At 62.2% G+C, this 16,427-nt stretch carries 7 protein-coding genes and 1 pseudogene; 7 read left to right on the top strand and 1 reads right to left on the bottom strand.

Annotated elements, in window-relative coordinates; genetic code table 11:
• The 5 genes and pseudogenes from CFE42_RS19640 to CFE42_RS19620 form a co-directional block, all read left to right on the top strand.
• A pseudogene (locus CFE42_RS19640) lies at positions 1 to 96 on the top strand (integrase core domain-containing protein); the annotation flags it as partial.
• 6 nt (positions 97 to 102) lie between these two features.
• A complete protein-coding gene (locus tag CFE42_RS19635; RefSeq protein ID WP_251471300.1) occupies positions 103 to 258 on the top strand; it encodes a hypothetical protein in 156 nt (51 codons plus the stop codon).
• Between the two features lie 1,012 nt (positions 259 to 1,270).
• A complete protein-coding gene (locus CFE42_RS19630; protein WP_004635875.1) occupies positions 1,271 to 11,488 on the top strand; it encodes a hemagglutinin repeat-containing protein in 10,218 nt (3,405 codons plus the stop codon).
• 1 nt (position 11,489) lies between these two features.
• Positions 11,490 to 12,122 (top strand): hypothetical protein, encoded by a 633-nt coding sequence (locus CFE42_RS19625; RefSeq protein WP_004635873.1) that lies wholly within the window; start codon positions 11,490 to 11,492, stop codon positions 12,120 to 12,122.
• 173 nt (positions 12,123 to 12,295) lie between these two features.
• Positions 12,296 to 13,990 (top strand): ShlB/FhaC/HecB family hemolysin secretion/activation protein, encoded by a 1,695-nt coding sequence (locus tag CFE42_RS19620; protein WP_004635871.1) that lies wholly within the window; start codon positions 12,296 to 12,298, stop codon positions 13,988 to 13,990.
• Positions 13,991 to 14,251: 261 nt separating this feature from the next.
• On the opposite strand, the gene CFE42_RS19615 is transcribed toward CFE42_RS19620, so the two are convergent.
• Positions 14,252 to 14,443, bottom strand: coding sequence for a hypothetical protein (locus CFE42_RS19615; RefSeq protein WP_004635868.1), 192 nt, complete (start codon positions 14,441 to 14,443; stop codon positions 14,252 to 14,254).
• A gap of 321 nt (positions 14,444 to 14,764) precedes the next feature.
• Here CFE42_RS19615 and CFE42_RS19610 point away from each other — a divergent pair, with 321 nt between their 5' ends.
• Positions 14,765 to 15,562: an FCD domain-containing protein gene (locus tag CFE42_RS19610; RefSeq protein WP_004635866.1), complete on the top strand. Its 798-nt coding sequence runs from the start codon at positions 14,765 to 14,767 to the stop codon at positions 15,560 to 15,562.
• The gene (locus CFE42_RS19605) at positions 15,559 to 16,386 is read left to right on the top strand and encodes a transporter substrate-binding domain-containing protein (RefSeq protein ID WP_004635864.1); all 828 of its coding nucleotides are present in this window, start codon (positions 15,559 to 15,561) and stop codon (positions 16,384 to 16,386) included. The genes CFE42_RS19610 and CFE42_RS19605 overlap by 4 nt, the downstream gene beginning before the upstream one ends.
• Positions 16,387 to 16,427 lie beyond the last annotated feature (41 nt).

Here is a 16,427-nt window from a genome sequence, read left to right as displayed (position 1 = left end):
CGTGCGATCGCCGACTGGATTCAGTTCTACAACCACCGACGGCCCCACCAAGCGCTGAAGATGAAGACCCCGGCTGAGGCATTCGCTTTAGCCGCCTAACCTGTGCAGGTTTCACTGGGTCATTACATCGATGCTTACAGCAAGGACACCGGCGGTTCGTTCTCGATCCCGATGCGGGTGTCATACGTTCAGACCGAAGCCAACGTCACGCCCGGCACCGTGAATGGCGCCATGTCGGTGCTGATGGAGTATCAGTGACGAGCGGCGGCGCGGATGCGCTCGGCTGTCAGCTTCCGTCCTTGGTTTCCTTAGGCTTAGGCCCAAGCGCAGGGCCGCCGCCTCCGCCCGATCGGATGGGGCCAGCGTTGTCCTTTGGCCGCTCGAGGCTTTCACCTTTGCTGTTGTAGCCGCCAGGACGTTCCGGGCGATTTCCGGAGATGTCCACCCGCGTGGCGGGGTCATGCGCTTTGCCACCGCCGTCTGTGCCGCCACCAGATGTGCGTCCCCCGGAATCGCCGCCACCACCGGACTTGTTTCCCGAGGTTGATGTCCCTGACTTCGTGCCCGGGCTCACCGGCTTTACGCTGTCGCTAGCATGCGCCCATGCGGCGGTCAGTATGGTCAGCAGTGCAATCACTCGCTTCATGCATCCCTCCCTGTGGTCGCGCAGAGCGCGCACGACGACAGTAGGCGGCAGGCAACCCCGCCGCCATCCCCAAGTCGCGGGGTGGGAGCGTACGGAATTGGTAAGGGCGGCCGGCCCGAGGTGGTCCAAGCGCGAATTCCCCGCGCTCGGATGGCGTCTTCACCAATGCCACTGCCGAAATCGCGCTGCCCAGTCTCAATTAATCTGAATTCAATATCGCCGAATTCAGATGTAAATATCCTTGAACGTCGCGCATTTGCATCGAATTTACGGTTGTTAATCTTCGAGGCGGTCCTTTCGATTATCATCCGCGCAAACAGCAAAAGGCACTCCCTCCGTCAGTCGAGTGAGGCCGTCGGGGTTGTTCCATTTCAGACGGGGCAGGGAGTGCTTTCGCATGAGACGACATCTCAGGCGCGCCGCTGTGTGTCTTCAAGGCGCTGGACATCCGCTCGGCGTGTCTTTCGTCGGCGCATACGCTGACCTGCCTCTTCCCTGAAGTGTGAAACGATCCTGCCGCTCCGGTGCGAGCGGCCTGCCTGTCGTCGTCTTTCCTCGCCTGCTTGCGATCGCGCCCGGTCGCCAGCAGGCACTTGCCGTCTCCATTGCCAGTAGAGAAACATCATGAACGCAAAGTGTTATCGGACTGTATTCAACGCCGTTCGGGGCATGCTGGTTGCCGTGGAGGAAACGGCCAGAAGCACAGGCAAGGGGCGTGACACGGGAAGCCGCGCCAGCCGCCGGGCATCTGCGCTGACGTTGAGTACGGTGGCCGCGCTGGCAGCGCCGGGTCTGAATGCGCAATCACTTACACCAGACCGCAATGTTCCTGGTCCCCACCCCGTCGTGGGGGTGGCGGCAAATGGCACGCCGGTGGTGAACATCAATGCGCCTTCGGCTGCTGGCGTCAGTTCCAACGCGTTCACGAACTACAACGTGGGCCAGGCCGGCGTTGTGCTCAACAACAGTGATCAGAATTCTCAGACGCAAATCGCGGGCTGGGTGCAGGGCAACCCATTCCTGGGCAACAGCGCGGCGCGCGTCATCCTGAACCAGGTGACCAGCGGCAATCCGTCCGTGCTGGCAGGCCCCACAGAAATCGCAGGCAACCAAGCCAGCCTCATCGTTGCCAACCCCGCGGGCATCACGTGTGCCGGTTGTTCGTTCATCCAGGCGCCTCGGGTCACGCTCACCACCGGCACGCCCAACTTCGATGCGCTGGGCAACATCTCGAGCATCTCGGTCCAACAAGGTCAAATTACGGTCAACGGCGCAGGCCTTGATGCGCGCGGCGCGCAGCTTGATTTGCTGTCTCGCGCCATGGCCATCAATGGTCAAGTGTGGGCTGCACGTCTCAATGCGGTAGCGGGTGCCAATAGCGTCGACTACGGCAGCGTCACGCCAACCGCGATTGCGGGCGTGGGCCCGGCACCGCAGGTCGCCATCGACGTTGGTCAACTGGGCAGCATGTACGGCGGTGGCGCCACGCGGTTGATCGGCACCGAGCAGGGGCTGGGCGTCAACATCGGCGGCAACCTCGCTGCGCTCACAGGCAGCCTGAGCCTGGCGGCCAATGGCGATGTCACCATCACGCCGACCGGCCGCGTGCAAAGCGCGGCGGATGCCAACATCTCGGCACCCAACGTCAACAACCAAGGCGTGATCACCAGCCCTGGCAACGTGACGGTGTCTGGCAGCACGACCAACAGCGGCACCGTGGTTGCCGGCGGCAACGCCACCATCACCGGGCCGCAAGTCACCAATAGCGGCACGATTGGCGCAGGGGTCGATACGAACGGCAATGTCACGCAGCCGGGTGCGGTGGCATTGAATGCAACAGGCGCAGCGCGCAACAGCGGCAATCTGCTGGCCGGTCAGAGCATTGGCGTGACCGGTGCAAGCATTGACGCAAGCAACGGTAACGTCGCCACGCAAGGCACGGTCTCGCTGTCCGCCACGGGCGATGTGACCACGCGCAGCGCCACCATTTCGGGCGGCAGCGTAACCGTCCAGGCTGGCGGCACGTTGGACAACATAGCCGGCAGCCTCTCGTCCAACACCACGCTGCAGGTTGGCGCTCAGCGCGTTGTCAACCAGGGTGGTCTGCTGGCTTCCACCGGCAACACGAGCATCACCACTGGCTCGCTGGACAACACCTCCGGAGCACTGGGCTCCAATAGCGGCAGCCTCGCCGTTAACGCTACGGGTGACATCACCAATGCCAAGGGCAAACTGGTTGCTGCGCAAGACGTCTCCATCACTGGCGGCAGCTTGGGCAACCAAGGTGGCACGGTGTCGGCCCAGAACATGTCACTCAACACAGGGACTGGTGCGCTAGACAACACCGGCGGTACGGTTTCCGCCGCGGGCACGGCAAACGTTACGGCCGGTAGCCTCGTCAACCAAGGCGGCACGCTTGCAGCCGCCGGCAATGTGTCTGCCCATGTGGCCAGCCTGGACAACACCTCGGGTGTGCTCGGCTCCGGCAGTGGCACCTTGAATGTCAACAGCAGCGGCGCCATCACGAACGCGGGCGGCAAGTTGGTCGCAGCGCAGGATGTGACGCTTGCGGGCACGAGCCTGGGAAATCAGGCCGGTGCAATCTCGGCGCGTAATCTTTCCCTCAATACGGGCACGGGCGCCATCGACAACACGGGCGGCTCGATGGCCGCCTCGGGTACGGCCAACATCCAGGGCGGCAACCTCGTCAACCGTGGTGGCACGCTCGCCGCTACCGGCGATGTCACCGCGACGGTGGCCAGCGTGGACAACACTGGCGGTGCGCTCGGCTCCAACACCGGCAACCTGATCGTCAACAGCACGGGTTCGATTGCCAACGCGAGTGGCGGCAAGTTGGTCGCTGCACAGGATGTCACCCTGAATGCCGCTGCGATCGGCAATCAGGCAGGCACCGTCTCTGGTCGCAATCTGTCGCTCAACGCCGGAACGGGGGCCATCGACAACACCAATGGCACGGTGTCGGCATCGGGGGTAGCCAATGTCCAAGCTGGCAGCCTGGTCAACCAGGGCGGCACGCTTGCCGCCAATGGCAATGTGCACGCCACCGTCGCGAGCCTGGATAACACGTCAGGCGTGCTGGGTTCCAGCACCGGCAATCTGAAAGTCGACAGCAGCGGTGCCGTCACGAGCACGAACGGCAAACTGATTGCCGCACAAGACGCCACATTCAACGCCGCCAGCTTGAGCAACCAAGGTGGCGCCATCTCGGCACGCAACCTGTTGGTGAACACAGGCACCGGCACGGTCGACAACACCAATGGGCAAGTCTCCGCCTCCGGCACGACAGAGGTGGCTGCGGGCGGCCTCGTCAACCGGGGCGGCACGCTCGCTTCTGCCGGGGACATGACGGCCACGGTGGCAAGCCTGGACAACACCGGTGGCGCACTCGGCTCCAGCGGCAACAACCTCGTCGTCAACAGCGCGGGCAACATCGCCAGCGCCAACGGCAAGTTCATTGCCGGCCAGGATGCGACCCTCAATGCGGCGGCCCTGGGCAACCAAGGCGGCACCATCTCCGCACGTAACCTCACCGTCAACACCCGCACGGGAAGGGTCGATAACACCAGCGGTACGGTGTCCGCCTCGGGCGTGGCCAACGTGACAGCCGGCAACCTGGTGAACCAACTTGGCACGCTGGCCGGCGCGGGCAATGTCACAGCAAATGTGGCGCGCCTTGATAACAGCTCGGGCGTACTGGGTTCCAGCGCTGGCGCTCTCAACGTCACCAGCACGGGCAACATCGGCAACGCGGGCGGCAAGCTGCTCGCTGCTCAAGATGTCACGCTGGCGGCAACCAGCATGGGCAACCAGGCGGGTACGGTCTCGGGTCAGAATGTCACCCTCAACACGGGGTCGGGCGCACTCGACAACACGGCAGGCAAGGTTTCCGCCGCGAACGCGTTACAGCTGACTGCCGGCGCGGTGACCAACCAGGGCGGCACGCTGGCCGCGACTGGTGATGTGCACGCTACGGTGGCGAGTCTGGATAACACCGCCGGTGGCATCCTCGGCTCCGGTCAAGGTGGGCTGACCCTCACCAGCACCGGCAACGTTGCCAATGCCGGCGGCAAGCTCCTTGCCACGCAAGACATTCAGCTTCAGGCAGCGAGCCTGGGCAATCAGGCCGGCACGGTGTCGGGGCGCAACGTGACCGTCAAAACCGGCACAGGGGCGCTGGACAACACCGGTGGCGCCATCGCTGCCGCGGCCACGGTCGATGCAACGGCGGGTGCCATCACAAACGCCAACGGTGGCGTGATGCAAGCCGGCACGACCCTGACGACGCATAGCCAGTCCCTGACGAACACCAAAGGCGCGGTGATTGGCAACGCCGTCTCGGTCAACGCCAACACGCTGACGAACCAGCAAGGCACGATTTCGTCGAACACTACGCTGGACGTGCAAAGCCAGACCTTGACCAACGATCAAGGCAAACTGGTTTCCAACGGTGTGCTGACGGTCAATACCGGCACGCTTACCAATGCCGGTGGCCAGGTCGCTTCCAACAGCGACGTGACGGTGAACGGCACGACGGTCGACAACTCCGCCGGCCTGATGCACGCCGGCGGCACGCTGACAGTATCCGGCGCCAACCTGCTCAACAAGAACACCAATACGGCCACCACGGCGATGGAAGGCGCGAATGTGGCGCTGACCGCCGCAACGTCGCTCGACAACACAGCCGGTGTCATCCGCTCGGACCTGAACACACAGCTAACGGCGCCGTCCATCAACAACACGCAGGGCTCGATTCAGTCGGCGGGGACAGTGGGTGCAAAGGCCGCCGCCGCGCTGACGAACACCCAAGGCAACCTGAACGGCACCAAGAGCGTGGGCGTGACGGCGGGTCAGATGAGCGGTGACGGTACCGTGCAGTCGCAAGGCAGCGTCTCTCTGAACCTGCAGTCGGACTACAACAACAGCGGCACGCTTGCGGCTGGGCAGGACGTCTCCGTGACGACCACGGGCAACGTCACCAACTCGGGCACGATGTCCGCCGGCCGCAACCTCGCGGTGTCGGCCAACAACATCACCAACACGCAGAGCGGCCAGCTGATTGGCACGGTGTCGAACACGCTGACCGCGCAGGGCACGCTGTCCAACGATGGCCTGATCGACGGTGGCGCGACCGTCATCCGTGCTAACAACGTTGTCAACACGGGCCGCCTGTATGGCGATTCGGTTTCGATTGCGGCCAACACGCTCACAAACACCGTCAACGGTAACGGTGTCGCGGGTGTCATCGCCAGCCGTGGCGACATGGACCTGGGTGTGCAGACGCTCAACAACCAGGAGCATGCGCTTATCTACGCGATTGGCAACATGCGTGTTGGCGGGGCGCTCGACGCGAGCAACCACGCGACTGGCTCAGCCCAGTATGTCGTCAACGGTTCGGCCACCATCAACGCCGACGGCAACCTGACGATTGCGGCCGCGCAAATCAACAACCAGAACAATCACTTCGCGACGACAAACCAGACGTCGCCGGGTACGCATGTCGTGTCGTATCGGCTGAATGGGTCGACGCAGGACATCGACCCGACCACAGTCATGTTTATGCAGACGGGCCCGGGTACCAGCGCGCCTGGGACGGATTGGCAGTGGCTGGGCGACTCGCGTCTGGGCGTCATGGTGCTGCCGTCCACGCAATATCCGTTCAATCGCTTCGGGCCCCCGTTCAACTACACCAACGATGGGCGTCAGCCCACCGTGGCCTATGTGCCGGAGACGCCCTGCAGCGCGGATTCCTGCACGGTGTCGAGCTATCCGGAACAGTTCCTCTACAAGACCACGGACACCATCTGGGGTGTATTTGGCATCGCGCCGCCGCAGGAAATTGGCACGCAGCCAGACCCGAGCACCTATCAGCAGTACGCGCAGTATCAAGCAGACCTGACCGCCTGGCAGCAGCGGCATGACGCTGCCGTTGCGCAATACCAGGTGTTGAACAACGCCATCACCGCGTTCAACCAGGACCTTCGCAACCGGCAAGTCGAGAGCTTCACCATCTACGACGGCACGCAGCAGATTACCCGCACGGTGGTCACGCAAAGCGACCCGGGGATGATTACATCCGGCGGCAGCATGACGTTGAATGCCGGCGTGGTGAACAACGTGGCCAGCCAGATGGTGGCCGGTGGCGACCTGACGGGCAGCAACGTGATTGGCACCCGACCAGTCAACGTTGGGATGCAGGGTACGCAAACCGTCACGACGAGCGGAACTGCGCAATACACCTACGTCGGCGGGGGGGGCGCATTCTCGTCCGACCACCGCCAGTACAACACCAGCCCATGGCAAGGGCAGACCATCCAGACCAACTACCAGCTGGATGTGAGCCCCACCAACGGCTCCGGTCCGAATAGCCAGCCCACGGTCAAATCCGTTGCGGTGTCGACCAAGGCGGGCCTGGGTAATGGCGGCGGCGCGGCCGTTGCGGACTACAAGGCTATTGGCGGCGACACGGTGCAGCCTGGCAGTGCATCGGTGACGGTGCCCAACAGCGGGGTCATGCATATTCAGACGGCGTCCATTGCCACACCTGCCGGCGGCTCCGTCAGTGCCGCGACCACCTCTGTGACGCTGCCCGGCAACGTGGTCATCCGCACCGTGGTGCCGAATCTGACGCTGCCCAACAATGCCCTCTACCGCATCATCAGCGACCCAGGCAGCAGCGTGCTGGTCGAAACCGACCCGCGCTTTACCAACTTCCGCCAGTGGACCTCGAGCGACACGATGTTGTCGCAGTTCCGTAACGACCCGGGTGCCACACTCAAGCGCATCGGCGATGGCTTCTACGAGCAGCAACTGATTCAGCAACAAATCGTCCGGGCCACGGGGCAGCGCTTCATTGGCGACTACACCAACAACGAAGACGAATACAAGGCACTGCTGGCAAACGGTACCGCTGCAGGCAAGGCATTCGGCCTGAACGTTGGCACGGCGCTGACTGAAGCGCAGATGGCGCAGCTCACCAGCGACATCGTCTGGCTGGTCGAGCAGACCGTGACGCTGGCGGATGGCAGCAAGCAGGAGGTGCTGGTGCCGCAGGTCTACCTGCGCGCCAAGGACACCGACATCACCGGCGGCGGTACGTTGATGGCGGGTAACAACGTCAGCTTCAACGCCAAGGGCGACGCGACGAACACCGGCACAATCGCCAGCCGCAACGTGACGGTGGTCACCGCTGACAACATCGTCAACACCGGCACGCTGGCGGGCAGCACGCTGCTGGCGCAAGCCACGCAAGACATCAATAACCTCGGCGGCCATATCCAGGGCGACCAGGTGTTGCTGTCTGCCGGCCGTGACGTGAACCTCACCAGCACGACGGTCCAAACGAAGAACATCACGACCACGGGTACGAACATCAACCAGGTGGCGAGCATCGACGCTGGTGCGCTGTCCATCCAGGCTGGTCGTGATGCCAATCTGGCGGCCGTTGCCATCAATACGGCGGGCAATGCCACCATCACGGCCAACCGCGATGTCAACCTGACTGCGGTGCGACAGTCGAACGAGGAACACGTCGTCTGGAGTGACAAGAACCGTTCGGACCGCTCGTCGTATGCCGATGCGGGGACGCAAATCCAGACGGGGGGCAACCTCGCCATTGGTGCGGGCCAGGATGTGAATGCTACGGCTGCGTATGCAAACGCGACTGGTGGTATCCAAGTGGCCGCTGGGCGTGATGTGAACCTCAACGCAGGCCAGAGCCATCAGGACGTTCGCGACGAGCACTATCAGAAAGAAACCGGGTTCCTGTCGTCTAAGACGACGCACACCATCGACTCGGCTGGGCTGACCAATACGGTCGGTACTACGCTCTCGGGCGATACGGTGACCGTGGCTGCAGGCCGTGACATAACGGCGAAGGCCGCGACCGTTGCGGGTACGGGTGACGTCAATCTGTCGGCTGGCCGCGACCTGACCATCACGACTGCAGATACTGCAACCAGCGAATCGCACTTCAAGGACGTGAAGAAGTCGGGCTTGGGCAGTGCGGGCGCAGGCATCTCGTATGGCACCAACCAGACGACTGACACCACCAACGATACCGTGCGCGGTTCGCAAGGTAGCCTCATCGGTAGCACCGACGGCAGCGTGAATATGCAGGCTGGCCGTAACCTGCACATCACTGGTTCGGACGTGGTTGCAGGTCAAAACGTGACAGGCATCGGTCAGAACGTGACCATTGATGCCTCGACCACGGACCGTCATCACGACGAGACGCACGAAATCAAGAGTTCGGGTTTTACGCTGGCCGTGAAGTCGCCAGTGCTGGACGCGCTGCAGAACGTTCAGCAGCAAGGTGAGGCAGCGGGCAACAGCCAGGACAAGCGGGCAGCAGCGTTGCACGGGATTGCGGCCGCAAGCGGTGCGATGGACGCTTTTGGCGCAGTCAAGGGATTGGACAGTGCGCTGAAGGACCCCAAGGGAGAGATTGAAGCCAAGGTCGAGTTGAGCTGGGGTTCGTCGTCGAGCAAGACGACCTTCAAGGAAGACAGCACCCAGAACAACGGCAGCAGCATCAAGGCGGGCGGTACGACTGCATTCATGGCAACGGGGGATGGCACGCCGGGCAGCGGCAACATCAACATCGTCGGTTCCGACGTCAACGCGAAGAACGTACTTCTGCAGGCCAAGAATCAAGTCAACCTGACGGGCAGCACGGATACGGATAGCACGCGCAGCACCAACGAATCCAAGAGTGCGAGCGTTGGTGTGTCGTACGGCACCGGTGGCTTTGGTGTGTCAGCCTCGATGTCGAAGGCGCACGGCGACGCGAACTCGGATGCGCAAACGCAGAACAACACCCACATCAACGCCGGTGACACCGTCACCATTGTGAGCGGCGGCGATACCAATATCGTCGGCGCCAACGTCAACGCCAATAAGGTTCTTGCCAACATCGGCGGGAATCTCAACGTGGCGAGCACACAAGATTCCAGTCGCAGCAACGCTCACCAAGAGAGCTCTGGCGGCGGATTCAGCGCGAGCATGGGAGGCGCCAGCGGCAGCTTCAGCCATAGCAACGGCAACGCGAATGGCAACTATGCTGGCGTGAACGAGCAATCGGGTATCCAGGCTGGTGCAGGCGGTTTTGACATCAACGTCAAGGGCAACACGGACCTCAAGGGCGCGGTCATCGCCAGCACGGCGTCGCCAGACAAAAACCAACTGACGACCGGCACGCTGACCTTCTCCGACATCCAGAACCACTCGGACTACAACGCGAGCAGCAGCGGCTTCAGCGTAGGTGGTTCGGTGGGCAATGGTGGAAATAACTACAAGACCACTGGCAACGAATCGGTGAAGAACAGCGGTGGCGTAACGCCGATGCTCAGCCAAAACGACAGTGGCAGCGAAAGTGCAACAACACGCAGCGCCATCTCGCAAGGCACCATCACGATTACCAACCAAGCCAATCAGAAGCAAGATGTTGCAAAGCTCAGCCGCGACACGACCAAAACAAACGGTACGGTCGGTAAAACGCCGGACCTGCAGAACCTGCTGAACAATCAGGCCGACATGATGGCAGCTGCGCAGGCGGCTGGTGAGGCAGTGGCAACTCGCATTGGTCAGTACGCAGACCAGAAGCGAGATGCCGCAAAGGATGCGGCGAAGCAGGCCGCCGCCGACAACAATCCGGAGTTGGCTGCGCAGTACTTGCAGGAAGCCAAGAACTGGGATGAAGGTGGATGGAACCGCGTTGCTCTTCACACCGTTGCTGGCGGTGTGCTTGCAGGCCTCGGCGGAGGGAATGCATTGGGTGGTGCCGCAGGCGCAGGAGCGTCCGCCACGCTTGCGGGCAACCTCAATAGTGTCAGCAACGCATTCCAAGGAACAACGGGGAACGCAGACGCCGACCGCCTGCTTGGCAATGTGGTGGCCAATGCATTGGCCGGTACGGCGGGGGCACTGGTTGGCGGAAATTCCGGCGCCTTTGCAGGCTCGAACGTAGACCTTTATAACCGTGATAGATCTTGCGGTACCGGCAATTGCGAAGGCGGCAACGGTACGATCGTGCAGCGGATAGTAGATGCTGTCACGAACACCGTGACACACCCGTTGGAGTCGGTGAACTACGCCTTGAGCACGATTCTTCCGCCTCCACCCGGCAGCAACAAGACCGATCCCAACGATCTGCAAGCAATCAACGACGGTCCTAGCAAGAGCTCACCGTCGAAGACTGAGCTGCTCTTGCGAGGAATCGCGAACGGCCTGGGTGCGATCGTTGCTATCGAAGGCGGAGGGCCGCAGGCCCCTGGTGCGTCGCCCGCGCTTGCAGGGGGCTCTACTTCGGGCACTGTGCCGCAAATTGGCGTTGGGGCGCCGGGATATGTGCCGAGCAATGCGATCGCTGCCTCTGGCGGCGGCGATAGCGCAGGTCAAGCAGGTGACAAGGCTTCTGACACCTCGTCAGGCGGACAAAGCACCAAAGTTACTTCGCCAAATTCGTCGATGCGAGAGAACGCCAATGCCAGCGGCTCCTACGTCGACCCACTTACCGGAAAGGTAGTGCAAACCGATGAGCGATTGGCAGCAGATCACATTGTTCCGCAGAAATGGATCAAGGATCAGCCGGGGTTCGATCAGTTGACGCCCGCACAGCAAAGTGCAATTCTGAATGACCCGGTAAACACACAAGGGCTTCCGACCAGTTTGAACGCGTCCAAGGGAGCAAAGATGCCCGGAGATTGGCAGACGTACAAGGGGCAGCCACTTGATCCCGGGTACATCCAAGATGGTGCCCGCCAAGCCGAAACAATCAGAAGCTATATCACGAACCGCATAAACTCCCTGAGGGGTAGTCGTTGAAATGATTGAATACCGTACTAACCTGCGCCAGCGATACAACCACCCCAACATCGTCGTCGCAGTTGCCTCGGACTTAGGGACAGGATTCGACTGGGTTCTTTCCTATTTCGAGGAGCAGGTCGCTGCAGGTGTTGTTTTCAGCGACAACCAGTTGGTGCAGATGGGCTGGATGTTGGTAAAGCTGTGCCAGGACTCAAGCGGTGATCTGGAGGTTTGGGAGCCTATCTTTGATGCCGTGCCGATCAATTGGACGCGAGGTGCCAGCACAACGATCCGTCATCTGATGGTTCAGAGGGAAGCCTGTGCTCAACTGGGCGTTGAGCCTTCTTTTCCTGTGCTCAACCAGTCCGGCGTGGTGTCGGCGGAATTTTTCGCCAGCGGCAAGTTCGACATGGAGCGCGAATTTTGCGAGGTGGCTACGGATTCCGGTTGGATATTTAAAGACCCACAGCCGACTGGGGGAAAGCACTGTTCTCTATTCGAGATCGCTGTCGCCCGCCCCGAGGTGGTTCCCTTTCTTGCATTGCCTGTCGGGACGACTGTCTCTTACGACAAGTCAGGTATCGACATTTCCCTCGGCGATCGGAAAATCTCGTCGTCTAACAACGAGTTCATTGCGCGGCTGGTTAAGTAGCCAGAAAGGAAACTGGCCTGGCGATGTTTGTTCACTCATTGCACGCCCTTAGGCCTCGAACAGCTGAACCAGCGTCCTGGTCAGCCGCAGCTTAGGGTACCTTTGGACCGAGCCCCGAAATGCCCGGTATCTTGAAACACTCCCTCGTTTAGACATTCGTTCGCTGGTCTTCCATGTTGCGTCATCGTCCGCGCGTCGTCGCGCTCTTGCTGGGGGCGGCTTCTACAACTGCGCTTGCCCAAGTTTCCCCGCCACCTATCACCGGCCCTGGCCCCGAAGTGCAGCGCTTGCAAGAGCAGCAGGCCGAGCAAGCGCGTGAGCGTGCCAACGCGCGCCCAGACGTCTTCACGCCACCCGCGCCCGCGCAGGCTATCTCTCTGTCCGCGCTGCCAAAGGAAACGCCATGCTTCCGAATCCAGGGCATCACGCTGGAGGACAACGTCTTCTCGTGGTTGCCCGACCTGCTCAAGCCCGTCAATGGTCAGTGTGTTGGCAAGCAAGGGCTTGAGGCCATCGAACTGCAGGCGAACAACGCACTGATTGAGCGTGGCTACGTCACCTCCCGGGTGCTTATCCCGAAGCAGAACTTGGCCAGCGGTACTTTGCAGCTCAAAGTGTTGGCGGGGCGCATCGGCGCAATTCGCAATGCTACCGACGACAACATTGGCTGGGCACGGATGGTGTTGCTTGCCGGCCCCGGAGACCTGCTGAACCAGCGGGACCTGGACCAGGCCTTGGAGAGCATTCGTCGCCTCCCGGGCCAATCGCAGACGAGCTTTGACATCGTTCCTGGCGAGCGCGTCGGCGAATCGGACATCGTCCTCAAGCCGGGCACTGACAAGCGCTGGCACGCGTCGTTGTCGGCGGACAACACGGGCCTGAAGTCCACCGGCAAGTACCAGATGAGTGGTTCACTGGTCATCGACTCGCCGCTGCACCTCTACGATCAGCTGTCGATTTCGGCCACGTCGAATACCGACCGAGGCTCCAGCACGGCGGGCACGCGGTCCTACTCCATCAATTGGAGCGTACCGATCGGTTATGCCACCTTGTTTGTCGGCGCAAACAAGTCACGCTACAACCAGACAGTGGCCGGCTTTGAAGAGCCCATCGTGTACAGCGGCCAAAGCTCCGAGGTGAATGCTGGCATCAGTGGTGTCTTGCACCGTGATGCGACGTCACGTACTGGCGCGCAATTCAAGCTCTTCCGCAAAATCAACCGCAACTACCTAGACGACACTGAGATTGCCGTCCAGCGTCGCGATGTGGTGGGCTATGAGGCTTCCATGTCGCATCGGCACTACCTGGGGCCGGTCGTGCTTGATGGTGGCTTTGCATGGCGCGAGACACTGCCCGACCACTCCAACGTCCCTGGCATGGTTGTCGGTGACCCTAGCTACGGCGGCCGCTCACAAGTTGAGACAGCCAACGCGAGCTTGTATTGGCCGTTCAAGCTGGCGAGCGAAGTGTTCGAGTACAGCAGCAATTGGTCTATCCAACACGCTCGCACGCGCGTGCTGCCCAGTGACTACTTCACCATCGGTAACCGCTACACCGTGCGCGGGTTCGACGGGCAATTGACGCTGGCGGCAGAAGATGGATGGTTCTGGCGCAACGAGCTGGCTTGGCGTGTGGCCGGACAAGCCATCTATGCCGGGGTCGATATGGGCAAGGTGCACGGCCCCAGTGCGGAATTTCTGCTCGGCGACAAGTTGGTGGGTGCCGTCGTTGGTGTGCGAGGGCGCGTGCCATCCGGACCCTACATGGCCTTCAACTACGACGTGTCGTTTGGCTGGCCGTTGTACAAACCAGCGGGCTTCCGCAGCCAACAGCCAGCAGTGATGGCGCAGGTTGGCGTGGAGTTTTAGCTTCCAGCTTCATCGAGGAGCATCAACGGGTTGCGGCTGCGCGCTGCATAAGGGCGATAGCCGCAACAGAGCGAGCAGCGCTAGCGTCGGTGTGCAACTGGGTAACGCTGTTCTTGTCGTACGTTAAACAATTCCCAGCCGCGTGCGGACGAGCAACGCCCGTGACGCCCATCAATCCGATACCCGGGCTCCCACGTCACCTTCGCGGGCGCCAGCTCCTGTTCGATCGACGCTTTTTGCTTCTCGCCCAGGTAGTCATCCTCAAACAAAAAACGCGATGGCTGCCGGAAACAATTCCCGCAGCCGTTGGCACGCATGCGTTTCTGAGAACCACGCTTCCGCCTCATCGGCGTCGATCGCCAGCTTGATGACATCCTGCGCAACGGGCGTTGACTGCGCGATGCCCCGATGCGGCTCCGGGCTGTAGGGGTAGAAGGTTGGAGTTGTCGCCATGTGCCTGAGTTGTCTACGTCGTCCATCGAGGTCACGCTTCTGGTGGAGCAATATAGCCGCGCCGCTCTGCCACTGGTGCAACGCTAGTTGGAGCGCGCAGCTCCCTCATCGCCCACAGGTCCCAAACCGGTGCGCCCCGCACCAACTCCAAGCGCCCAATCCCCCGCACCCCCAGCCCACGCCTCACCCAAGGGCACAGCCCAGGCAACCAACCACCCGCAGTACCGCGCAACACGCAGCTTTATGCTGCATGGCACAAAACTCGCATAAGCCGTGGGCGACCGGTCAGACCACGACCGTGTCTTTCTCTAACGTCGGCCCATGCACAGCATTCCATCCTCCGTCGCGCAAGCACTCCAGCAACGCATCCTGAGTGGCGAGTACCCCAGTGGCAGCCGCCTGCCGCCGCAGCGTGAGCTGGCGGAAAGCCTGGGCGTGAGCCGCGCGTCGTTGCGCGAGGCGCTGACGGTGCTCGAAACGCTGGGCCTGGTGGACATCCTCCCCAGCCGTGGCGTGGTGGCGCGCGGCCAGAGGTTTGGCGCGGAAGGGGCGAGTGCAGAGCGCATGCACCGGCCGTTTGCCACGCCCGCGCTGGGCACGCTGTCGCCGCGTCAGTTGATCGAGCTGCGCCTGGTGCTGGAGCCCGGCTGGACGGCGCTGGCCGCCGCGCGAATGCATGCCGCCGGCCTGCGCCACCTGCAATGGCTGCAGCAGCAATTGGCCCATGCGCTGGAGCGCAATGATTTGCTGAGCGCGGCAGAGGCGGATCTGCACTTCCACCTGCTGCTCGCGCAGTTGTCCGGCAACCCGGGGTTGATGGCGATGGCCGGCCAGTTGGAACACGCCATCGGCCACAGCCTGCGCCTGCCCTTTGCCCGCAACGGCGCAGACGACCACCCCGCGCACGAGCACAACGCCATCGTGCAGGCCATTGCCGCGGGCGATGCCGCCGCCAGCGCAGAGGCCATGCGCGCGCATCTGTTGTCGGCCGCGCGCCGCAGCGGCATCGATCTGAACGCGCCGCAGCCTGCACCCCACCTTGCGCCCGAGCGCATGCAGCACGAACCGGTTTCGTTTCGCCTCGTCTCCATGTCTGAATCCGAAGGAGTTTTTGAATGACCCGCATCACAGCCCGCCACGCTTCGCGCCCCATCTCGCGTCGCTTCTTCCTCCACGCCGTCATGGCGGCCAGCGCTGTTGCGGCGTTGCTGCCCGGCCGCCCCGCACATGCCGATGCGCTGGCCAACATCCAGAAAGCCGGCGTGATCCGCGTGGCCATCCCGAACGACTTCCCGCCGTTCGGCTCGCTCGGTCCGGACCTGAAGCTGCAGGGCTATGACATCGACATGGCCAACCTCGTCGCCAAGGAACTCGGCGTCAGGGCCGAGCTGGTGCCCGTCACCAGCACCAACCGCATTCCGTTCCTCACCACGGGCAAGGTGGATGTCGTCATCTCCAGCCTGGGTAAGAACGCCGAGCGCGCCAAGGTGATCGATTTCACGCAGGCGTATGCGCCGTTCCCCAAGAGCGTGTACGGCCCGAAGGATGTGTCGATCAAGGGGCCGGCAGATCTGGCCGGCAAGACGATTGGCGTCACGCGCGGCTCGACTGAAGATCTGGCGCTCTCGGCCGTGGCGCCGGCGTCGGCCACCATCAAGCGCTATGAAGACAACAACGCCACCGCGCAGAGCTACCTGATCGGCCAGGTGCAGCTGGTGACGGTGGGCAACATCGTTGCCAACGCGGTGAACGAGCGCACGAAGCTGCGCCAGCTCGACATGAAGTTCCCCGTGGAAGACACGCCCTGCTACGTGGGTGTGGCCAAGGGCGAGCCCGCGTTGCTGGACAAGGTGAACACCGTCATCACCAAGCTGAAGACGGACGGCCGCCTGAACGATCTGTCGCAGCGCTGGATCAAGATGCCGCTGCCCGCCAAGCTGTAAGAACCTGCTCACGATCCTACTGCGCGACCCGATCTTGACAC

Source organism: Ralstonia sp. PBBBR1, from assembly GCF_002256165.1.
GTDB lineage: Bacteria > Pseudomonadota > Gammaproteobacteria > Burkholderiales > Burkholderiaceae > Ralstonia > Ralstonia thomasii.
Note: the sequence above shows the minus strand (reverse complement) of the source record. Positions and strands in the feature narration are given on the sequence as shown.